Consider the following 21,856-nt stretch of genomic DNA (forward strand, 5'->3'; position numbering starts at 1 on the left):
GGCTTGCGATGGCGCCAGCGCGGCGGCAAGGTGGCGCCATGTTCGATCTTCGCCTCACCACCGCTTCGCCCGCGCAGACCGCCGATCTGGCCGCCGACCTTGCCCGCCTGCTTTCGCCGGGGGACGTGGTGTTGTTGCAGGGGCCCATCGGGGCCGGGAAAACCCACCTGGCCCGCAGCCTGATCCGGGTCTTGCAGGGGCCGGACATGGCCGAGGACATCCCCTCGCCCACGTTCACGCTGGTGCAGACCTATGACACCCCCCGGGGCGAGGTCTGGCATGCCGATCTCTATCGCCTGACCGATCTGACCGAGGTGCTGGAACTGGGCCTGGACGAGGCTTTCGAGACCGCGATCTGCCTTGTGGAATGGCCCGACCGGCTGGGCGATGCGGCACCGGAAGATGCCCTGACCATCACCCTTGCCCCTGCGGGCGAAACCGAACGCGCAATCGCGGTGTCCGGCTCGGCCGATTGGGCCGCGCGGATGGCGGATCTTGCCGCCAGATGGGCCGCCCCGTGACCGGTGACCTTCCGGCCGTCATGGTCTTTGCCGCCGGCCTTGGAACACGGATGGCCCCGCTGACCCGGACCATGCCCAAACCGATGGTGCCCGTGGCCGGACGCCCCCTGATCGACCATGCGCTGGCGCTTTGCGATGGCTTCGCGCGGCGGGTCGTGAACCTGCACCACATGGGCGATCAGCTGGCCCGCCATCTTGCGGGGCGCGATGTTCTTCTGTCGTGGGAAACCGATGGGCTGCGCGATACCGGGGGCGGGCTGCGCCAGGCCCTGCCGCTTCTTCGGGCCGAAACGGTGGCCACCCTGAACACCGATGCCGTCTGGACCGGCGCCAACCCCTTTCAGGCGCTTCGCACCGCCTGGGCCCCCGACAGGATGGACGCGCTTTTGCTGGTGATCCCTGCCAGCCGGGCGCAGGGGCATGGCGGGGCGGGCGATTTCGCCCGCGCCGCCAATGGCAGCTTGCGCCGGGGTGGCCACCTGGTGTTCACCGGCGCGCAGATCATCAAGACCGCGCTTCTTGACGGGATCGAGGGCGATGCCTTCTCTCTCAACCTGGCGTGGAACATCGCCGCGTCGCGCCATCGGCTGTTCGGTGTGGAACATTCCGGCGGATGGTGCGATGTGGGGCATCCCGCCGCCATTCCCCTGGCCGAAGAACTGCTGAGCGCCCCCCATGTTTGACCCCCAGGATCACCCCCGCGTCCTTGCCCTGCCCCCCGGCGCGGATTTTCCCGCGCAACTGGTCGCCGGGCTGAAATCGCGCCTTTCGGGCCAACCGCCCGAAGCCATGGCAAGGGTCGAACTGGTGCTGAACACCACGCGGATGCGCCGCCGGGTCACGGCCCTGTTCCAGCAGGAACAGGCGCTGTTGCTGCCCCGGTTGCGGCTGCTGACCGACCTGGCCACGCAGGTGCCGCTGGCCGGGCTGAAACCGCCCGTGTCGCCCCTGCGCCGCCGCCTGGAACTGGCCCAGCTGATTTCCGGCCTGATCGCCCGCGACGAAACCCTGGCCCCCCGCGCGGCCGTCTTCGAACTGGCCGACAGCCTGGCCGGGTTGATGGATGAAATGCAGGGCGAAGGCGTGCCGCCTGAGGTATTGCAGAACCTGGATGTGAGCGACGAATCCGGCCATTGGGCGCGCAGCCTGTCGTTCATTTCCATCGTCCAGCCCTATTTCGATACCGAAGGCGCCCCCGATGCCGAAACCCGCCAGCGCCGCGCGATCGAGGCCCTGATCGAAGGCTGGCAGGTGGCACCGCCCGAACACCCTGTCATCCTGGCCGGATCGACCGGGTCACGCGGGGCGACGGCGCTGCTGATGGCGGCGGTGGCGCGCCTGCCCCAGGGCGCTGTCGTGCTGCCCGGGTTCGATTTCGAAATGCCCGCCGCGATCTGGGATAATCTCGACGATGCGCTGGTGTCCGAGGATCACCCCCAGTTCCGCTTTGCCCGCCTGATGCAATCGCTGAACCTGCGCCCCGACCAGATCGCCCGCTGGAGCGATCACGACCCGCAACAGCCGCGCAACCGGCTGGTGTCGCTGGCCCTGCGCCCGGCCCCGGTGACCGATCAGTGGATGCACGAAGGCCCGATGCTGGGCGATCTGTCGCTGGCCACCCGCAACATCGCCCTGATCGAGGCCCAGACCCCCCGGCAAGAGGCGCTGGCCATCGCCCTGCGCCTGCGCCAGGCCGCCGAAGACGGCCAGACCGCCGCGCTGATCACGCCTGACCGGATGCTGACCCGCCAGGTGACGGCGGCGCTTGACCGCTGGTCACTGACCCCCGATGACAGCGCCGGGCGGCCGCTGCACCTTTCAGCCCCGGGGCGGTTCCTGCGCCATGTGGCCGCCCTGTTCGGTGAGCGGTTGACGGCCGAACCGCTGCTGACCCTGCTGAAACACCCGATCTGCAACACCGGCAGCGCCGAACGCGGCCCCCACCTGCGCCTGACCCGCGAGTTGGAACTGTGGCTGCGCCGCAAGGGGCCGCCCTTCCTGACGCCGCAAACCCTGACCTCTTGGGCCGCCGAAACCGAAACCCCCGAGGCTCTGGCCTGGGCGAACTGGCTGGCCGATCTGCTGGCGGGGCTTGAAGATGTGGCCACCCGCCCCCTGACCGAACACCTGGATCAACACATTTCGGTGGCCGAGCGTCTGTCGTCTGGCCCCGATGGCCACGCCGGCGAGTTGTGGCTGAAGGATGCCGGCATCGCCGCGCTGCGCCAGGTGGATGCCCTGCGCGCCGAGGCCGGGCATGGCGGCGATATGGGGCCGCGCGAATACCAGGCGCTGTTCCTGACCGTGATCACCGGCGAGGTGCGCGAACCGCTGGCCGCACATCCCGGCATCATGATCTGGGGCACGCTCGAAGCGCGGGTGCAGGGCGCCGACCTGGTGATCCTGGGCGGGCTGAACGATGGTGTCTGGCCCGAACTGCCCGCCCCCGACCCCTGGCTGAACCGGCGGATGCGCCAGCAGGCCGGGTTGTTGCTGCCCGAACGGCGTGTCGGGCTGTCGGCCCACGATTTCCAACAGGCCATCGCCGCCCCCGAGGTGGTGCTGACCCGCGCCACCCGCGACGCCGAGGCCGAAACCGTCGTGTCGCGCTGGCTGAACCGGATGACCAACCTGCTGAGCGGGCTGCCCGACACCGGCGGACCCCAAGCGCTGGTCGGGATGCGGACCAGGGGGCGCACATGGCTGGACATGGCCCGCGCTGTCGAGGCGAACTTTGCCCCCGTGGCGCCCGAACCCCGCCCCTCGCCCCGCCCGCCCGTGGCGGCACGGCCGAAACAGCTTTCGGTGACGCAGATCAAGACGCTGATCCGCGATCCCTATGCCATCTATGCCCGCCATGTGCTGGGGCTGCGCCCGCTTGATCCGCTGCGCCAGGCGCCCGACGCGCCCCTGCGCGGTACGGTCATTCACGCGATCTTCGAAGAGTTCATCCGCGCCTGCCCCGACCCCTCGGCACCCGATGCCCGCGACCTGCTGATCGGCATCGCCCGCGATACCCTGGAAATCGAGGTGCCCTGGCCCACCGCCCGGCGCATCTGGATGGCCAAGCTGGGCCGCGTGATCGACTGGTTCCTGAACGGCGAGATCGAGAGGCGCCAGCAAGCCACGCCGCTTCTTTCCATGCTGGAGGGCAAGGGCGCCCTGCCCCTGCCCGACCCCGAATTCACCCTGACCGGCAAGGCCGACCGTTTCGACCTGCGCGAGGATGGCACGCTGGTGATCTACGATTACAAGACCGGCACACCGCCCAGTGCCGCCGAGATGCAGTATTTCGACAAACAACTGCTGCTTGAGGCCGCCATGGCCGAAGCGGGCGCCTTCGAGGGGCTGGCACCGCGCCGCGTGGCCGAGGTGGCCTATATCGGGCTGGGGTCGAAACCCGCCTTCGCGCCCCTGGCCCTGCGCGATCACGGCGCCAAGGTGGTGCTGGACCCCGATCAGACCATTGCCGAACTGGGCAAGCTGCTGAACGCCTATGCCCGCCGCAACCGCGGCTACACCAGCCGCCGCGCCATGCACAAGACATGGAATACGGGCGACTACGATCACCTTGCCCGTTTCGGAGAATGGGACGAAAGCCAGCCCCCCGAACCGGAGGACGTGGGATGACCGCCCCGAACGAAGCCACCGCCCGCCAGATCCAGGCCGCCCGCCCCGGCACCTCGACCTGGCTTTCGGCCAATGCCGGGTCGGGCAAGACGCGGGTTCTGACCGACCGTGTGGCGCGGCTTTTGCTGGATGGCGCGTCGCCGCAGAACATCCTTTGTCTGACCTATACCAAGGCCGCCGCATCCGAGATGCAGAACCGCCTGTTCAAGCGGCTGGGCGAATGGGCGATGACCAGCGACACCGCCCTTCTGGGCAAGCTGCGCGACCTTGGCGTCGAAGGCACGCTTTCGCCCGAACGACTGGGCCTGGCGCGCACGCTGTTCGCCCGCGCCATCGAAACGCCCGGCGGGCTGAAGATTCAGACGATCCATTCGTTCTGCGCCTCGCTTCTGCGCCGCTTCCCGCTTGAGGCCGGGGTGTCGCCGCAATTCACCGAGATGGACGAACGCGCCGCCCAGCTTCTGACCGCCGAGATCGTCGAGGAAATGGCCGATACCCTGGCCCCCGATATCATCGACGAGGTGGCCCGCCACTATACCGCCGAGGATTTCTCGGCCCTCACCGCCGAGATCGCCAAGCACCGCGACAGCTTTGCCGCGATGCAGGACGACACGGCCATCCGGGCGCAGTTCGGCCTGCCTGACGGGTTGACCACCGACAGCCTGCTTTCCGCCGTTCTGGGCGAGGGTGAGATTGCCCTGCTGGGCCGGGTTGCCAGGGTGATGGCAGGCGGCACCGTAACCGACGCGAAGAACGCCGCCATCCTGGCCGAGGTGGCAAAGGCCCCCGTCACGCTTGACAGCCTGGCCAGACTGGAAGGCGCGATGTTGTTCGGATCGGGCGCCAAGGCGCCCTTCGGGGCCAAGGTCGGAACCTTTCCCACCAAGAAGACGCAAGGCGCCATCGCCGAGGATCTGGATGATCTGAACGACCTGATGCTGCGCATCGAAGACGCGCGCGAAACGCGTCTGGCCCTTCTGGCCGCGCAGAAATCCATCGCCCTGCACCGCTTTGCCCGGGCCTTCCTGCCGCTTTACGAGGCGCGGAAGCTGGCGCGCGGCTGGCTGGATTTCGAGGATCTGATCCTCAAGGCGCGGGCGCTGATGACCGACCCCGCCGTCGCGGCCTGGGTGCTTTACCGGCTGGATGGCGGCATCGACCACGTCCTGGTGGACGAGGCGCAGGACACCAGCCCCGAACAATGGCGCGTGATCGAGCTGTTGACCCAGGAATTCACCGCCGGGGTGGGCGCACGCGAACCGGGCGAACGGTCGCTGTTCGTGGTGGGGGATCGCAAGCAGTCGATCTATTCATTCCAGGGCGCCGACCCCGAGGCGTTCTCGCGGATGTTCGATCTGTTCCGCGAAAGGCTGGACGGGTCGGCGCCACTGCAACGGCTGGAACTGCAACATTCGTTCCGGTCGTCCGCCGCGGTCCTTACGGCGGTGGATGCGGTGTTTCACGGTGACGGCGACGGCCCGCTTGACCTGGCCTCGAACCACCGGGCCTTTCACGAAGACCTGCCGGGCCGTGTCGATCTGTGGCCGATCATCGAAACCGAAGACACCCCCGAAGAGGCGGAATGGCACGATCCGGTGGATCGGGTCAGCCCCGGGGCCGCCGATGTGAAACTGGCCCAGACCATCGCCGACGAAATCCACCGCCTGATCTCGACGGGCGAGACCATTCCCGGCGAAAAAGGAACGCGGCGCCGGGTGCAGCCCGGCGATTTCCTGATCCTCGTGCAGCGGCGCAAGCGGTTGTTCACCGAGATCATCCGCGCCTGCAAGCAGCGCAACCTGGATATCGCCGGGGCCGACCGCCTGAAACTGGGGGCCGAACTGGCGGTGCGCGATCTGCGTGCCCTGCTGGCCTTTCTGGCCACCCCCGAAGACAGCCTGTCCCTGGCCGCCGCCCTGCGTTCGCCGCTCTTCGGCTGGCGCGAGGGGCAGCTTTACGATCTGGCCGCCGGGCGCAGCGAAACCTACCTGTGGGAAACCCTGCGCCGCGCCGGGGCCGCCTATCCGGCGACCATGGACATTCTCAGGGATCTTCGCGCCAGTGCCGATTTCCTGCGGCCGTTCGATCTGCTGGAACGCATCCTGCTGCGCCACGGGGGCCGCGCGAACCTTCTGGCGCGGCTTGGCCCCGAGGCGCAGGACGGGCTGGATGAACTGCTGAACCAGGCGCTGGCCTACGAGAGGATGGACATTCCCAGCCTCACCGGATTTCTGGCCTGGCTGGATGCCGATGACGTCGAGGTCAAGCGCCAGGCCGACAGTGCCGGCAACCGCATTCGCGTGATGTCGGTGCATGGGGCCAAGGGGCTTGAGGCGCCGATCGTGATCCTGCCCGACACCCTGCGCGCCAAATCCGACGTGCGCGATCAGCTTTTCCCGGCCGAGGACGGCACGCTGTTGTGGCGCACGGCGGCCGACGACATGCCCGAGGTTCTGGCCCAGTCGAAGGCCGGGATGGTCGCCGCCGACGATGCCGAACGGGCGCGGCTGCTTTACGTGGCGATGACGCGGGCCGAAACCTGGCTGATCGTCTGCGGGGCGGGCAAGCCGGTCAGCCCTTCGTGGTACGAGGCGGTGCAGACCGGGTTGGAAAGCCTCACCGCCCTGCCCTGCCCCTTTCCCACCGGCGAGGGGCTGCGCCTTGCCCATGGCGCATGGGAGTCAGGCGCGCTGGTCGATCTGCCGCCCCCCTCGGCCAATGCGGCGGCCCTGCCCGACTGGCTGGACCGCGCCGCGCCCCCGGTGCCCGAGGTGACGTTGTTGAACCCGTCAAAGCTGGGCGGGGCCAAGGTTCTGTTCGGCGACGCCGGGGAACAGGACAGCGAGGCGGCGAAGGAACGCGGCACCGCGCTTCACCTGCTGCTGGAACATCTGCCCGCCCTGCCCGAGGCCGATTGGGAAACCGCCGCGGCAAGCCTTCTGGATGGTGCACGGGCGGGCGAACTTCTGCCCGAGGTGCGCGCCATCCTCACCGCGCCCGACCTGGCGCACCTGTTCCGGCCCGGCACCCTGGCCGAAGTGGCCATCACCGCCGAACTGCCCGAACGCGACGGTGAGCGGATGTTCGGTACCATCGACCGGCTGATCCTTGGCGAGGATTCGATGCTGGCGGTGGATTTCAAATCCAACGCCCTGGTGCCCGACACCCCGGCCCAGGTGCCCGACGGGCTGTTGCGGCAGATGGGCGCCTATGCCGCCGCCCTGCGCGCCGTCTATCCCGACCGCCGGATCGACACCGCGATCCTGTGGACGACAACCGCCCGCCTGATGCCCCTGCCGCACGACATCGTGAGTGCCGCCCTGCAAAGGGCCACGACATCTTGACGCCATGCCGGGCTGTCCATAGGTTTCGGCTTCAAATTCATCCGCTGGGAGACTATCCATGGCAACCGTAGCCGTCACCGACGACACCTTCGACGCCGAAGTGAAGCAATCCGACATTCCCGTGGTCGTCGACTTCTGGGCCGAATGGTGCGGCCCCTGCAAACAGATCGGCCCCGCGCTGGAAGAACTGAGCGATCAGTACGAAGGCAAGGTCAAGATCGTGAAGGTGAACGTCGACGAGAACCCGAATTCCCCCGCCCAGATGGGTGTGCGCGGCATTCCGGCCCTGTTCATGTTCAAGAACGGCGCAGTGGTGTCCAACAAGGTGGGCGCCGCCCCCAAGGCCGCGCTGGAAAGCTGGATCAAGGAAGAAATCTGAGCGGGTTCACCTGCCGGATCATGGGGCGCCTTGCGGGGCGCCCCTTTTCGTTTGCGCCCTATACCTGCCAGCCATGGCGCCGCACCGCCGCCAGAATCTGATCCTCGGCCTCGGGGGCGCCGGCGTTCAGCGTGTTCTGTTTCAGGAACCAGTAAAGATAGCGGGCAAAATCGGGCCGGTGATCTGCGATGGCGGCAAAGGCCGGGGCAATGCCGATGTCCTGCACGTTCAGCGCGACATGGTGAAAATCGATCCGCGCGAACAGGATCGCGGGCTTGTCCACCAGCCCGGCAAAAAGCGCCACCGACGAATTCTGAGACACCACATAGGCACATCCGCGCAAAAGCGGCGCCATCTGGCCTGTCACCACGCTCAGGCGCCTGTCGCCCTCGCGCAGGGCGTCCAGCGCGGCAAGATCGCCCCTTGAATAGCTTTCCTTGGGGTGCAGCCCGGCAATGACCCGGCGATCGCCGCAATGGGCCAGGGTCTGGGCGATCATCTCGACCGGGCTGCACATCTGAAAGCTGCGATGTTTGCGCAGCATGCCCTGAAGCGGAACATAGACGAAGCCCCCCGGTTCACGGGCCGTATCATCGCCCCCCAGAATGGCCTGGGCCTGGCGACGCTGAAACTGGCGCGCTTCCCCGGGTTCGACCGTTTCGGGATGGAAGGGCGCACGCGCCACCTCCCACTCCCAGCGTTTTGCCGATGCCTCGATCTGCCAGAAGGGCGCGGCATAGACGAGCCGCGTCGTAAGCGCATTTCGATGGAACGGCGCATCCATGTGGAACAGGGCATAGCCCGGCTGCACCGCCGAAAGCGCGCGGGCGGCGGGGGTGTTGCGACACAACCGCACCTCGACGCCCACGCGATCGAACGCTGCCCTCAACCTGTTGGTGAAGTTGTGTTTTCCCGCCTCGGCCCGGGCCACGAGATGTTCGTGGAAAAAGACGCGCAGCACCCGCTGTCCGCTCAACTGTCACCCCCGTACGGTTGGCAAATAGGCTTGTTCCCTCCATATACCCGGAAACGGAGTAGAAAATATGGCAAAGCAAGAATTTCCCGGATGGCACGGCACCACGATCATCGGCGTGCGCAAGGGCGGCGAAGTGGTGATCGCGGGCGACGGACAGGTTTCGCTGGGCCAGACGGTGATCAAGGGCACGGCGCGCAAGGTGCGGCGCCTGAAGCCCGGCGGCCACGAAGTGGTGGCGGGGTTTGCCGGTTCGACCGCCGATGCCTTTACGCTGCTGGAACGCCTGGAAGCAAAGCTTGAGGCGACCCCGGGCCAGTTGCAGCGCGCGGCCGTCGAACTGGCCAAGGACTGGCGCACCGACAAGTATCTTCAGAAGCTCGAGGCGATGCTGATCGTCACCGACGGATCGGATCTCTATGTCGTCACCGGTGCCGGCGACGTTCTGGAGCCCGAGCATGACATCGCCGCCATCGGATCGGGGGGCAACTATGCCCTGGCGGCCGGGCGAGCGATGATGGACACCGACCGCAGCGCCGAAGACATCGCCCGGCGCGCCATGTCCATCGCCTCGGACATCTGCGTTTATACCAACGGCAACCTGACGGTGGAAAAGATCGCCCGCTGAGGCGCCCATCCTGCGGGGCGAAACCCGCCCCCACCTGACACAGAACAGAGACAAGGCCCCCCCAATGAGTGATCTGACCCCCCGCGAGATCGTTTCGGAACTGGACCGGTTCATCATCGGCCAGAAGGACGCCAAGCGCGCCGTCGCCGTGGCCCTGCGCAACCGCTGGCGCCGCAAGCAGCTGGGCGATGACCTGCGTGACGAGGTTTACCCCAAGAACATCCTGATGATCGGCCCCACCGGCGTGGGCAAGACCGAGATCTCCCGCCGCCTGGCGAAACTGGCCCGCGCGCCCTTCCTGAAGGTCGAGGCGACGAAGTTCACCGAGGTCGGATATGTCGGCCGCGATGTCGAACAGATCATCCGCGACCTGGTGGAATCCGCCATCACCATGACCCGCGACCACATGCGCGAGGATGTCCGATCCCGCGCCCAGGAGAACGCCGAGAACCGCGTGCTTGAGGCGATCGCGGGCGAGGGTGCGCGCGAACAGACGCGCGAGATGTTCCGAAAGAAACTGCGCAACGGCGAACTGGACGATACCGAGATCGAACTTGAGGTGACCGACACCTCGAACCCCCTGGGCGGAATGGAGATTCCCGGAATGCAGCCCGGCCAGATGGGTGGCATGATGAACCTGGGCGATCTGTTCGGCAAGCTGGGCCAGCGCAAGGTGCGCAAGAAGCTGACCGTCGCGCAAAGCTATGACGTGCTTCTGGGCGAAGAGGCCGACAAGCTGCTGGACGATGAAACGGTGCATAAGGCCGCGCTTGAGGCGGTGCAGGAAAACGGCATCGTCTTCCTGGACGAGATCGACAAGGTCTGTGCCCGCAAGGATGCCCGCGGCGGCGACGTGTCGCGCGAAGGCGTGCAGCGCGACCTGCTGCCCCTGATCGAGGGCACGACCGTTTCAACCAAGTATGGCCCGGTGAAGACCGACCATATCCTGTTCATCGCCTCGGGCGCCTTCCACATCGCCAAACCTTCGGACCTGCTGCCTGAATTGCAGGGGCGTCTGCCGATCCGGGTGGAACTGCGCGCCCTGACCGAGGATGACTTCGTGCGCATCCTGACCGACACCGACAACGCGCTGACCCTGCAATATACCGCGCTGATGAAGACCGAAGAGGTGGCGGTGACATTCACCGAAGACGGGATCAAGGCCCTGGCCAAGATCGCGTTCGAGGTCAACGAAAGCATCGAGAACATCGGCGCCCGCCGCCTTTACACGATCATGGAGCGTGTCTTCGAGGAACTGTCCTTCACCGCACCCGACCGTGGGGGCGAGGAAATCGTCGTAAACGACGCATTCGTCGAACAGAACCTGGGCGAACTGGCAAGATCGGCAGATATGAGTCGCTACGTGCTTTAATGCCTCTTCACATTCGGCGCTAACAGGCCGAAAGAGAAGCATGAGCTTTTTCAGATTCCTGCGCGAGAACTGGCTGTTCCTGACAGCCGGTGTTCTCATCTCGTTTTCGTCCAGCTATGGGCAGACCTTTTTCATCTCGCTTTTCGCGGGCGAGATCATGGCCGATTACGGCCTGTCCCATGGGCAGTGGGGGATGATCTACATGATCGCCACCACCGCCTCGGCGATCACGATGATCTGGGCGGGGGTGCTGACCGACAGGTTCAGGGTGCGCCAGCTGAGCATTTTCGTCTGCCTTGCCCTGGCGGCCACCTGTCTTGCCATGGCAGTGGGGCAGGGGATGCTGGTGCTGGTGGTGCTGATCTACGCGCTGCGCCTTCTGGGCCAGGGCATGATGAGCCAGCTTAGCCTTGTCACCATGGCGCGCTGGTTCGTGGCCACGCGGGGGCGGGCGCTTTCGATTGCGGCCATGGGGTTTGCCCTGGGCCAGGCGGTGCTGCCGCTGATCTTCGTTTCGCTGCTGGAAACCTATGACTGGCGCTGGTTGTGGGTTCTGGCCGCCGGGCTGGTCTTGCTGGCGATGCCGGTGATCTATCGGCTGATGAAGGCGGAACGCACGCCGCAATCAGCCGCGCAAAGCACCGCTTCGGCGGGCATGTCAGGGCGCCACTGGAACCGGCACGACGTTCTGCATCACTGGCTGTTCTGGGCGATGATCCCGCTTCTTCTGGGCCCGCCGGCCTGGGGCACCGCGCTGTTCTTTCACCAGGTCCACATGACCGAGGTAAAGGGTTGGGCGCTGCTTGAATTCGTGGCGATCCTGCCGCTGTTCACCGCGGTTTCCATCGCCACGACCTTCACCACGGGTTCGCTGATCGACCGGTTCGGCACCCCCCGGCTGGTGCAGCTTTACATGGTGCCCTTCGCCATCGGGTTCTTCCTGCTGGCCAGCGCTCAAACCATCCTGGGGGCCACCGTGGCGATGGTGGTTCTGGCCTTCGGGATCGGATCGCAGGCCACCGTTCCGGCCGCCTTCTGGGCCGAATTCTACGGCACCCGCAATATCGGCGCGATCAAGGCGATGGCCGCCGCGGTGATGGTGTTCGGATCGGCCATCGGGCCGGGCATCACGGCAATCGTCATTGACCACGGCATCGACTTTCCTTTGCAGATGTTCGCGATTTCGGCCTATTTCGCCTTTGCCGCCGCCCTGTCGACCGCAGCCATCGGCAAGGCCCGCCACAGCCTAGCGCCGACGCCTGAGGTAGACATAGTAAGCGCCTGAGCCACCGTGGCTTCGGTGTGCTTCGCTGACCTGAAGCACGGCACCGGACAGCGGCGCCATGCGCAGCCAATGGGGCACCTGACGTTTCAGCGCGCCGTGGCCACGGTGCCATTCATCACGCTGGCGCTGGGTCTGCCCCTTGCCGGTGATCACCAGCACCAGCCGCTTGCCCGCAATCTGTGACCCCAGGATGAAGTTCGTCAGCGTCGGTTGCGCCTGATCCAGGGTCATGCCGTGCAGGTCGATCCGGCCCTCCAACGGCAACTTGCCCCGGCGCATCCGGGTGAAGGCCTTGTGATCCATCGACAGCGGCTGTTGCGCGATACCCTGAGACAGGGGTGGCGCGGTGTCGGTGGTAACGCGGCTGGGGGCCGGTGTGCCACCGATCTGAAAGGGTGCGATGGGGTCGGGCATCCGGGGTTTTGCCGGGGGGGCCTTGGGGGGTATCGGCGTCGGCACCGGCTTGGTCGGGTGCATGGGAACGGCACGCTTGACCACCGCGCGCCAAAGCTCGGTTTCCTCGGCACTCAGCCGACGGGGTTCGCGCCGCCGGGACACCGCCTAGATATCCGGTGCAAGGGCATAGGCCCGCTGAATCGGCATCAACACCACCATCCGCCCCGGATCGCGCACCCGACCGGCGGCGCGGCCTGCCTTGTGGCCGGTGCCGAAAAAGATGTCGGCCCGTTGCGCACCCTTGATCGCGCTCCCGGTATCCTGCGCCACCATCAACTGGCGCAAGGGCCCTTGCCCGCCCTTTTCGATCCAGACCGGCGCTCCAAGGGGCGTGTGGGCCGGATCGACGGCGATTGACCGCATTGCGGTGATCGACCGGTTCATCGCGCCCAGTGGCCCCTTGTCGGCCGGCACTTCGCTGACTTCGCGAAAGAAAACGTAGGACGGGTTGTGGCGCAAAAGCTCGGCGCCCTCTTCGGGGTTGCGTTTCACCCAGTTGCGGATCACCTGTGCCGAAACCTGGTGGGGTTCATAAACGCCCTGACGCACCAGCTCCTGCCCGATCGAGCGATAATTGTGGCCGTTCTTTCCGCCATATCCAACCCGCAGATACGACCCGTCAGGCAGTTTCACCCGCCCCGACCCCTGCACCTGAAGGAAATAGACATCCACCGGATCGTCGATCCATGCGATCTCAAGCCCGCGATCATCGAGAAGGGCCTGTTCCTCGATATCGCGGCGGGAAAACCAGGTGCTGCCCGACGATGCCTCTTCGGGCAGACGATAGAGCGGGTACTGGTACGGCCCGCCCCTTGTGCGCGATCCCCTGAGTTCGGGTTCGAAATAGCCGGTGAACAGCATGTCCTGCCCGTCCTCGATCAGGACGGGGCGGAAGAACAGTTCAAAGAAGGTTTTCGCGTTGGTCTGATGGCGCGCCACGGCGCAGACCCCGCGCCAGTCGGGGTCGGGCATGTCGCCGCAGGTGTCCAGGAAGACCGAAAGGGCGGCTTCGTGATCGTCCTCGGCCCAGCCGTTCAGATCGTCGAACGATAGAATGGTATGCGTCACCTCGGACGCGGCGGGGGTTGTCATCGCCATGGCCCCCGCAACACATGCTGCAAGCAGCGCACGCATCATTCCCCGGTGGCGACAAGCTGCCAGTTGGGGTCATTCGCGCCCATGGTGCGCCCGAAGGTCCAGACATCGCGCTGGCGCTTGATCTCGCTGGCGCTGCCTTCGATGATGTCGCCGCCCTTGTCGCGGACGACATAGGTAAGTTCGCCGGTAAAGCGCACCGTCAGTTCGCCGAACTTGGCGTCGCGGTCGAACTCGGCCTCGGAAAGGGCAATGTCGCGCAACCCGATGAAATTCGCCTCGACCGTCAGGCCCTGTTCGCGCCGCTGGGCGATCACGTCGTCGAAGGCTTCGGCCACTTCCGGGCTCAGGAAGCTGCGGACCTCGGAGATGTCGCCATTCTCGAAGGCCATGAGGATCATCTCGTAGGCGCCGCGCGCGCCATGCAGGAATTCGCCCACGTTGAAGCCCGGCTCGGCCAGCTTCATCGCCGCGAGGGCCTTGGCGCTCGGGCTGCCATCCTCGACGTGGTCGGTGATGTCACGATCGGGCCCGCCTTCGATCACCTCGAATTCGGGGCGGTTTTTCTTGCCGGCCGGGGTGGGCCCGGTGACCGGCGGTTTTTCAAATCCATCCCGCGTGCCCAGCACGTTGCGAAGCCGCAGGATCAGGAACACTGCGATTGCGGCCAAAACCAGAAGCTGGATCACGGCAGAACTCATCTAAACCTCTTTCGGGTGCCATCTGTCGGTGACAGGGTTGGTAACGGGCGTCATTGCTCCCTATGTAGGGGCGGGGCGTGGCCAAGTCCACTGTTGCCCCTGATCTGGAGGTTGTCATGTGGCTCTTTGCCCTGTTTCTTGCGGTGCCCATCGTGGAAATCGCGCTGTTCATTCAGGTTGGCGGATGGATCGGGCTTTGGCCGACCCTTGGAATCGTCATCCTGACCGCCGTTCTGGGCACCTGGCTGGTGCGCACCCAGGGGGCGTTGGCCATGTCACAGCTGCGCGGATCCTTCAATGAACTGCGCGATCCGACCGAACCTCTGGCCCATGGTGCCATGATCCTGCTGGCGGGCGCGCTTTTGCTGACGCCCGGCTTCTTCACCGATGCCACCGGTTTTGCCCTGCTGATCCCGCCGGTGCGCCAGGCGGTGTTCCGGTTCCTGCGGGCGCGGATCAAGGTGCAGACCTTCGAATACGGGCAGGCCCGTGGCCCCGGCGCGCGGCCCGGCCCGGCAGGGCGGGGCGACGTGATCGATGGCGATTATGTCGAGGTCGATCCGCCCAAGAAGCCCACACACGACACATCGAATTCGCCTTCGGGCTGGACCCGGCATTGAGCGCCCTGCTAGACATCCACGAAAGAAATGATTGAGGAGCCACAGATGGCTGAATCCGACACGACTCCCGCCGCCAATTCGGAAACCCCCAAGGCGCCCACGCCGCCGCAACTGCGCATCCTGGGCCAGTTCATCCGCGACATGTCGTTCGAGAACATCGTCGCGCGCAACGGGACCGGCGGCAACGTGACTCCGGACGTTCAGGTGCAGGTGGCGCTGGATGCCAAGAAGCGTGCCGAGGGCCAGTTCGAGGTCGTGGGCAAGTTCAACATCACCTCGAAGGACAAGGAATCGGGTTCCACCCTGTTCCTGCTTGAGCTGGAATACGGCGGCATCTTCGCTGTGGAAAACGTGCCCGACGAACAGCTGCACCCCTTCTTGCTGATCGAATGCCCCCGGATGCTGTTTCCCTTCATCCGCCGCATCGTCAGCGACATCACCCATGACGGCGGTTTTGCCCCGCTGAACCTGGACACGATCGATTTCGTCGGTCTGTACCGCCAGAGCCTTCAGCAGCGCGCGGCCGCCGCCAAGGCCGAAAGCGAAGGGAAGCCGAACTAGGCTTTCCTGCGCCACAGCGCGCCGTCGCCCATGCCGTCGACAAAGGCATCGTGGGCGGCGGATTCCGCTTCGGTTATCCGGGGCGGCAAGGCTTTGGCGCGCGGGCGGGGACGCCATGCGCCCAGTGTTTCGGAACCCGAGGATTCGCTGTTGGTCGGTGCCAGCACCAGATCGGGTTGCCGCCCCCCGATCAGCTCAAGATAGACCTCGGCCAGGATTTCCGAGTCGAGCAGGGCGCCGTGCAGGGTGCGCGACGAGTTGTCGATCCCAAAGCGGCGGCACAGCGCATCCAGTGACGCGGGCGATCCGGGAAACCGCTTTTTCGCAATGGCCAGCGTATCGATTGCCTGTTCCCAGGGCAGCTTGGGCAGGCCCATCCAGCCCAGTTCGGCATTCAGGAACTTGATGTCGAAGGCGGCATTGTGGATCACCAGCTTGGCATCACCGACGAAATCCAGGAATTTCTGCCCGATGGCCGCGAACTTGGGCTTGTCGCGCAGGAAATCGTCGCCCAGCCCGTGCACCTCGAACGCCTCCTGCGGCATGAACCGTTCGGGGTTGATGTATTCGTGAAAGGTTCGGCCCGTCGGCATGTGGTTCAAAAGCTCGACCGCGCCGATTTCGACGATCCGGTCGCCTGTTTCGGGGTCAAAGCCTGTGGTTTCCGTGTCCAGAACGATTTCACGCATCGCCGTATTCCTTTCTCAGCCGCGCAACCAGCATGTCCACATCGTGGCGCGCGCTTTCCATGGTGGTGGTGTCGATCACCACATCGGCCCGTTCGCGTTTCTGGGCATCGGGCAGCTGCTTGGCAAGGATGCTTTGGAACATCTGTTCGCTCATCCCCGGGCGGGCCATGACGCGGCGGCGCTGTTCCTCGGGGGTTGTCGAGACCACCGCGACCAGATCGAACCTTTCTTCGGCGCCGGTTTCGAACAACAGCGGAATGTCGAGAAGGATGAACCGCGCGGATTGTGCCGCGATGAATTCGGCCCGGTCGGCGGCGACAAGTGGGTGGACCACCGCCTCGATCCTGCCAAAGGCTGCCGGATCGTCCCTGATCCATTGTTTCAGGGCGGCGCGGTCGATCTCTCCGTCCTTCAATGCAGCGGGGCAGAGGGCGGCAAGCGGCGCAACGGCCGCGCCCCCTTCGGCGTAAAGACGATGCACCGCTGCATCGGCATCCCAGACGGGCAGGCCATGGGCGGCGAACATGGCCGCGGTCGTCGATTTGCCCATTCCGATCGAACCGGTCAGCCCGATCAGCACCGGCGCGCTCATTGGCCCAGCACCACCTCGCGCGTGCGCTCGTCCACCTCGGGGCGCAGACCGAACCAGCGTTCGAAGGCGGGCGCGGCCTGATAGATCAGCATGCCCAGACCATCCACCGTGGTTGCACCGAAGGCGCGGGCGCGTTGCAGGAAGGTGGTGTCAAGCGGGGTATAGACCAGGTCGGTGACCACGGCATCGGGCGACAGGCCATCCAGCGGCACGCGGAAATCGGGCTTGCCCACCATGCCCAGCGAACTGGCATTCACCACGGTGGCGGCATCATCCAGCGTATTGCCGGCCTTGACCCAGTCATAGACCACGATTTTCGCCCCGAATTCGGCCCGCAGCGATTCCGAACGTGCCCGGGTGCGGTTCGTCAGGCGGATTTCCGGCACCCCGGCGTCGATCAGCGAGGTGATGACCGCCCGCGCCGCGCCACCCGCGCCGAAGATTGCGGCCGGCCCTGTCCGCGGATCCCAGTCGGGGGCGGATTCGCGCAGGTTCTGGATGAAGCCATAGCCATCGGTGTTGTCGGCGTGGATCTTGCCATCGGCACGAAAGATCAGGGTATTGGCCGCCCCGATGAGCGCCGCGCGGTCTGTCACCAGGTCGGCCAGGTCAAGCACCGCTTCCTTGTGGGGGATGGTGACATTGCAGCCGACAAAGCCCATCTTCGGCATCATCCGAATGACCTCGGGGAGGTCGGCCTGCGCCACGTCCATCGGAATGTAATAGCCCTTGATGCCCATGGTGCGCAGCCAATGCTGGTGCAACGCGGGGGAACGGCTGTGCGAGATCGGCGATCCGATGACGCCGGCGAGGGGAATTTTCACATCGCTCATGATGACAGAATGCCTCTCAGGGTTAGGTAGGACAAGAGATCAAGCAACGGCAGGCCCAGGACCGTAAAGTAATCGCCCTGGACCCGACTGAACAACCGGGCGCCTTCTTCCTCAAGCTTGTATCCGCCGACCGAGTGGCGGATGCTTTCCCAGTTGCGTGAGACATAATCATCGATGAACCCGTCGGACAGGGGGCGCATCTGCATCTGCACCACGCCCACATGGCGCCAGACCGGCTTGCCCTCGTCATATATGACCGCCGCCGACAAAAGGCGATGCCCCTGGCCCGCCAGGGCGCGCAGCTGGGCGGCGACCTCTTGGGCGTCGGCGGGTTTGGACAGGATCGTTCCCTTGAAATCAAGAACCTGGTCACAGCCGATCACCATGGCCTCGGGGCGTTTCTCGGACACCTTGCGCGCCTTGAACTGGGCAAGTGCATCGGCCACGTCACGCGGCGTCGCCTCTTCCGCAAGAAGCGAGGCGCGGATGGCGTCTTCATCGACACGGGCGGGCAGGGTCTCGAACGTCAGTCCGGCGTTCTGCAACAACTGCCGGCGGATGGACGAGGAGGAGGCAAGGATCAGCGGGCGGGTCATGGGATAAATCCGGGGATAAATCGAGGTAGAGTTGCGGGACGACTCGGATGATTCAGGGCGGCAGCGGGGTTTCGCGCGATACCGCCTGTCTTGTCACCTTTCCTCGTCGATATGTCCACCGTGCAGCGTTTGAACCGCGCCCCTGTGAACAACCTTCTTCTCCCTGTTTCCCCTGTGCTTCGCCCACAAGAATATCCACAGGTCTGAATTGTCAAGTATTTGATTTTGCTTTAATAAATATGATCTAGGCCGATTCGTCCACAGCCAGTGGAGATTCAGGGCCCGCCGGAAACCATCTGTGGATCATCCTTTGGATATGGCATTAATCCCCGTTATCCACCGGACCTACAAACAACATCATCTTTTCTTCTCTTTTATATAATGAGAAGAGTTCACCGGCCCGGAACAGGTGAACCCCATGCAAGACCTCCTCAGCGCAGCTTATCCCTGGATCAAATCCCTGCATGTCATCGCGGTGATCTCGTGGATGGCGGGAATCTTCTATCTGCCCCGGCTTTTCGTGCATCACATCGAAAAGGTGGCGCCCAACAGCGAGACCGACCAGTTGTTCCAGATGATGGAGCGCAAACTGCTTCGTGTCATCATGACCCCTGCCATGATCGCCACATGGCTGTTCGGGCTGATGCTGGTTGCGATCCCCGGCGTGATCGACTGGTCGGCCATCTGGCCCTGGACCAAGGCGCTGGCGGTTGTCGGCATGACCTGGTTTCACATGTGGTGCGCGGCACAACTCAAGACCTTCGTTGCGGGCAAGGTGAACCACCCTGGAAGCTATTTTCGCAAGATGAACGAGGTTCCGACGCTTTTGATGTTCGTCATCGTCTTTTCCGTGATCGCCCGGCCGTTCTGAGCATCGTTGACTTTGCGCGCACCAGAGGGTAGGTGGCTGCTGTCGATCGTCCGATCGATCATTTTCCCTTTACCGTTCGATAGCGCGTGCCATTCGGTGTGTGACAAGGATTTACGACGATGAGCCAAGACCGACTGAACCTTGCCGATCTGAAAGTGCAAAGCCCCAAGGATCTTCTGGCGCTGGCCGAAGAGCTTGAGATCGAAAACGCATCGACCATGCGCAAGGGCGAGATGATGTTCTCGATCCTGAAAGAGCGGGCGGACGATGAATGGGTCATCGGTGGCGATGGCGTGCTTGAGGTCTTGCAGGACGGGTTCGGTTTCCTCCGCTCGCCCGAGGCGAACTATCTGCCCGGCCCGGATGATATCTATGTCTCTCCTGACATGATCCGTCAGTATGCCCTGCGGACCGGCGACACGGTGGAAGGCGTCATTCGCGGCCCGGACGAGAACGAGCGTTACTTTGCCCTTACCGATGTTGAATCCATCAACTTCGAAGAGCCGGAAAAGGCACGCCACAAGGTCGCCTTCGACAACCTGACGCCGCTGTACCCGGATGAGCGGATGACGATGGAACTGGACGATCCGACGGTCAAGGACCGGTCGGCCCGGATCATCGACCTGGTGGCGCCCATCGGCAAGGGCCAGCGGTCGTTGATCGTGGCGCCGCCACGGACCGGTAAGACGGTTCTTCTTCAGAACATCGCCAACTCGATCGAAAAGAACCACCCCGAGATCTACCTGATCGTCTTGCTGATCGACGAACGGCCCGAAGAAGTGACCGACATGCAGCGTTCGGTGAAGGGCGAGGTGGTTTCGTCAACCTTCGATGAACCCGCCACCCGTCACGTCGCGGTTTCGGAAATGGTGATCGAAAAGGCCAAGCGCTTGGTGGAACACAAGCGCGACGTGGTGATCCTGCTTGATTCGATCACCCGACTGGGCCGCGCCTTCAATACCGTGGTGCCGTCGTCCGGCAAGGTTCTGACAGGCGGCGTCGATGCGAACGCCCTGCAGCGGCCCAAGCGGTTCTTCGGCGCGGCACGCAACATCGAAGAAGGTGGTTCGCTGACCATCATCGCCACGGCGCTGATCGACACGGGCAGCCGAATGGACGAGGTGATCTTTGAAGAATTCAAGGGCACCGGCAACAGCGAGATCGTCCTGGACCGCAAGGTGGCGGACAAGCGGGTTTATCCCGCCATGGACATCCTGAAATCCGGCACCCGGAAAGAGGAACTTCTGGTCGACAAGGGCGATCTTCAGAAGACCTATGTCCTTCGCCGCATCCTTAACCCGATGGGCACGACTGACGCCATCGAGTTCTTGATCTCGAAGCTGAAACAGACCAAATCGAATTCTGACTTCTTCGATTCCATGAATACCTGACGCGCGACCCTGAAACCGGATCAAAGCTATGGACACGATTTTTGCCCCCGCCACCGCGCGGGGCAAGGCGGGCGTGACAGTGATCCGGATTTCGGGTCCCGATGCCTTTTCCGCCAGTGAACGCCTTGTCGGGCGCTTGCCCCCCAGCCATCGCGCCGCGCTGAGAACGGTCCGCGCGCTCGATGGCGATTTCCTGGACGAAGCGCTGGTCATCGCCTTTGACGAGGGGCGGAGTTTTACGGGCGAGGAGACGGTGGAACTGCAACTGCACGGCAGCATCGCGATCACGAACGCGGTTCTCGCTGAGCTGGCCGATGTTCCTGGCGTCCGGTTGGCCGAGCCCGGCGAATTTACCCGACGCGCGCTTGAGAACAACCGCCTGGATCTGACGCAGGTCGAAGGCCTGGCCGATCTGATCGAAGCGGAAACCGAAGCCCAGCGAAAACAGGCGCAACGCGTTCTGTCTGGTGCCGTAGGCAAGCAGGCGGCAATCTGGCGGGCCGATCTGGTGCGGGCCGCTGCACTTCTAGAAGCGACAATTGATTTCGCGGATGAGGAAGTGCCCGTCGACGTTTCGCCGGAAGTTCGCGATCTGGTTGACCGAACCTTGAACAGTCTTCGGCAACAGGCGAGGGGGTATCACTCCGCTGAGAGGCTTAGGGACAGCTTTGAGGTGGCAATTGTTGGCCCGCCGAACATCGGAAAATCGACGCTACTGAACGCGCTTGCGGGGCGCGAGGCGGCCATCACTTCGGAGGTTGCCGGAACGACCAGAGATGTGATCGAAGTGCGTATGGATTTAGCCGGAATACCTGTCACGGTGCTTGATACGGCGGGCCTGCACGAATCGACGGACGTTGTCGAAAAGATCGGGATCCATCGCGCGCGCGAGCGGGCGGCCGATGCGGATGTTCGCGTTATACTTATTGCGAAACCGGGTGATGTTCCGGGCATCGAACCCGACGAAGACGACTTGGTATTGGTCGGAAAATGCGATACCGCTGGCGCCAAGTTGAAAGGTATCTCGGGCCATACGGGGGCAGGGGTCGATCACCTGATAGATGCGTTGATCGATATTCTGTCTCGCCGCGTTTCATCCATCGGCGTAATCACGCGCGAACGTCATCGTGTCGCGGTTCAGCAGGGAATTGCGGCTTTGGAAGCGGCGAGAATCGATATAGACGAGGGCGAGGAACGGGCCGAGTTTGCAGCGGAGAATCTGCGTTACGTCGTCCGCGCACTGGATAGCCTGGTCGGACGGATCGGCGTTGAGGATATCCTGGACGAAGTCTTCTCGAGCTTTTGCCTTGGCAAGTAAG

General features: G+C 64.5%; 21 protein-coding genes. 13 read left to right on the forward strand and 8 right to left on the reverse strand.

Translation table 11 applies throughout. The features are described from left to right. Positions 1-38: 38 nt before the first annotated feature. The 5 genes from tsaE to trxA are packed head-to-tail and all read left to right on the forward strand — an operon-like array spanning position 39 to position 7,874. Positions 39-521, forward strand: a complete 483-nt coding sequence (tsaE, locus tag H7828_RS05435; protein ID WP_226779990.1) for a tRNA (adenosine(37)-N6)-threonylcarbamoyltransferase complex ATPase subunit type 1 TsaE — start codon at positions 39-41, stop codon at positions 519-521. After that, positions 518-1,204, forward strand: a complete 687-nt coding sequence (locus tag H7828_RS05440) for a nucleotidyltransferase family protein (protein ID WP_226779991.1) — start codon at positions 518-520, stop codon at positions 1,202-1,204. The genes tsaE and H7828_RS05440 overlap by 4 nt, the downstream gene beginning before the upstream one ends. Beyond that, positions 1,197-4,151, forward strand: coding sequence for a double-strand break repair protein AddB (gene addB, locus H7828_RS05445; protein WP_226779992.1), 2,955 nt, complete (start codon positions 1,197-1,199; stop codon positions 4,149-4,151). Before H7828_RS05440 ends, addB begins: the two co-directional genes overlap by 8 nt. Continuing rightward, positions 4,148-7,495, forward strand: coding sequence for a double-strand break repair helicase AddA (gene addA / locus H7828_RS05450; protein ID WP_226779993.1), 3,348 nt, complete (start codon positions 4,148-4,150; stop codon positions 7,493-7,495). The genes addB and addA overlap by 4 nt, the downstream gene beginning before the upstream one ends. A 58-nt stretch (positions 7,496-7,553) precedes the next feature. Further along, on the forward strand, positions 7,554-7,874 hold the full coding sequence (gene trxA, locus H7828_RS05455) for a thioredoxin (RefSeq protein WP_226779994.1): 321 nt from the start codon (positions 7,554-7,556) through the stop codon (positions 7,872-7,874). Between the two features lie 58 nt (positions 7,875-7,932). On the opposite strand, the gene H7828_RS05460 is transcribed toward trxA, so the two are convergent. Further along, entirely contained in the window at positions 7,933-8,850 is a 918-nt protein-coding gene (locus H7828_RS05460) for a hypothetical protein (RefSeq protein ID WP_226779995.1), read from the reverse strand. A gap of 67 nt (positions 8,851-8,917) precedes the next feature. Between H7828_RS05460 and hslV the strand changes: the two genes are divergently transcribed. From hslV to H7828_RS05475, 3 genes are all read left to right on the forward strand, one after another. Then, complete coding sequence (hslV, locus tag H7828_RS05465; RefSeq protein ID WP_226779996.1) at positions 8,918-9,475, forward strand: ATP-dependent protease subunit HslV; 558 nt, start codon at positions 8,918-8,920, stop codon at positions 9,473-9,475. A gap of 64 nt (positions 9,476-9,539) precedes the next feature. Beyond that, entirely contained in the window at positions 9,540-10,847 is a 1,308-nt protein-coding gene (hslU, locus tag H7828_RS05470; protein WP_226779997.1) for an ATP-dependent protease ATPase subunit HslU, read from the forward strand. Positions 10,848-10,887: 40 nt separating this feature from the next. Further along, positions 10,888-12,132 carry an MFS transporter gene (locus tag H7828_RS05475; protein ID WP_226779998.1) on the forward strand — a complete coding sequence of 415 codons (1,245 nt, stop codon included), beginning with the start codon at positions 10,888-10,890 and terminating at the stop codon, positions 12,130-12,132. Here H7828_RS05475 and H7828_RS05480 read toward each other — a convergent pair. From H7828_RS05480 to H7828_RS05490, 3 genes are read right to left on the reverse strand one after another with little or no spacing between them, the layout of a single operon-like run. Continuing rightward, positions 12,094-12,690, reverse strand: a complete 597-nt coding sequence (locus H7828_RS05480) for a Smr/MutS family protein (protein WP_226779999.1) — start codon at positions 12,688-12,690, stop codon at positions 12,094-12,096. The two genes, H7828_RS05475 and H7828_RS05480, sit on opposite strands and share 39 nt — an antisense overlap. Positions 12,691-12,693: 3 nt before the next feature. Next, positions 12,694-13,680 carry a murein transglycosylase A gene (gene mltA / locus H7828_RS05485; RefSeq protein ID WP_226780000.1) on the reverse strand — a complete coding sequence of 329 codons (987 nt, stop codon included), beginning with the start codon at positions 13,678-13,680 and terminating at the stop codon, positions 12,694-12,696. Positions 13,681-13,721: 41 nt separating this feature from the next. Then, positions 13,722-14,384: a Tim44/TimA family putative adaptor protein gene (locus H7828_RS05490; RefSeq protein ID WP_226780001.1), complete on the reverse strand. Its 663-nt coding sequence runs from the start codon at positions 14,382-14,384 to the stop codon at positions 13,722-13,724. A gap of 116 nt (positions 14,385-14,500) precedes the next feature. Here H7828_RS05490 and H7828_RS05495 point away from each other — a divergent pair, with 116 nt between their 5' ends. Beyond that, on the forward strand, positions 14,501-15,004 hold the full coding sequence (locus H7828_RS05495) for an FxsA family protein (RefSeq protein WP_226780364.1): 504 nt from the start codon (positions 14,501-14,503) through the stop codon (positions 15,002-15,004). Between the two features lie 45 nt (positions 15,005-15,049). Beyond that, positions 15,050-15,565, forward strand: a complete 516-nt coding sequence (gene secB / locus H7828_RS05500; RefSeq protein ID WP_226780002.1) for a protein-export chaperone SecB — start codon at positions 15,050-15,052, stop codon at positions 15,563-15,565. Here the strand turns inward: secB and dnaQ are convergent. Genes dnaQ through H7828_RS05520 form a run of 4 tightly spaced genes read right to left on the reverse strand, consistent with a single transcriptional unit; the run spans position 15,562 to position 18,275 of the window. After that, a complete protein-coding gene (gene dnaQ, locus H7828_RS05505; protein ID WP_226780003.1) occupies positions 15,562-16,254 on the reverse strand; it encodes a DNA polymerase III subunit epsilon in 693 nt (230 codons plus the stop codon). The two genes, secB and dnaQ, sit on opposite strands and share 4 nt — an antisense overlap. Continuing rightward, a complete protein-coding gene (gene coaE / locus H7828_RS05510) occupies positions 16,247-16,846 on the reverse strand; it encodes a dephospho-CoA kinase (RefSeq protein WP_226780004.1) in 600 nt (199 codons plus the stop codon). The genes dnaQ and coaE overlap by 8 nt, the downstream gene beginning before the upstream one ends. Continuing rightward, a complete protein-coding gene (locus tag H7828_RS05515) occupies positions 16,843-17,679 on the reverse strand; it encodes a shikimate dehydrogenase (protein ID WP_226780005.1) in 837 nt (278 codons plus the stop codon). The genes coaE and H7828_RS05515 overlap by 4 nt, the downstream gene beginning before the upstream one ends. Then, positions 17,676-18,275: a Maf family protein gene (locus H7828_RS05520; RefSeq protein WP_226780006.1), complete on the reverse strand. Its 600-nt coding sequence runs from the start codon at positions 18,273-18,275 to the stop codon at positions 17,676-17,678. Before H7828_RS05520 ends, H7828_RS05515 begins: the two co-directional genes overlap by 4 nt. A 418-nt stretch (positions 18,276-18,693) precedes the next feature. Between H7828_RS05520 and H7828_RS05525 the strand changes: the two genes are divergently transcribed. The 3 genes from H7828_RS05525 to mnmE all read left to right on the forward strand — a co-directional run bounded on the left by H7828_RS05525 (position 18,694) and on the right by mnmE (position 21,855). Beyond that, on the forward strand, positions 18,694-19,146 hold the full coding sequence (locus tag H7828_RS05525) for a CopD family protein (protein ID WP_226780007.1): 453 nt from the start codon (positions 18,694-18,696) through the stop codon (positions 19,144-19,146). A gap of 119 nt (positions 19,147-19,265) precedes the next feature. Further along, on the forward strand, positions 19,266-20,537 hold the full coding sequence (gene rho, locus H7828_RS05530) for a transcription termination factor Rho (RefSeq protein WP_226780008.1): 1,272 nt from the start codon (positions 19,266-19,268) through the stop codon (positions 20,535-20,537). Positions 20,538-20,565: 28 nt separating this feature from the next. Beyond that, positions 20,566-21,855, forward strand: a complete 1,290-nt coding sequence (mnmE, locus tag H7828_RS05535) for a tRNA uridine-5-carboxymethylaminomethyl(34) synthesis GTPase MnmE (RefSeq protein WP_226780009.1) — start codon at positions 20,566-20,568, stop codon at positions 21,853-21,855. Position 21,856: the final 1 nt, after the last annotated feature.

The sequence above is a fragment of the Oceaniglobus trochenteri genome, assembly GCF_020529025.1.
In the GTDB taxonomy this organism is placed as follows: domain Bacteria; phylum Pseudomonadota; class Alphaproteobacteria; order Rhodobacterales; family Rhodobacteraceae; genus Oceaniglobus; species Oceaniglobus trochenteri.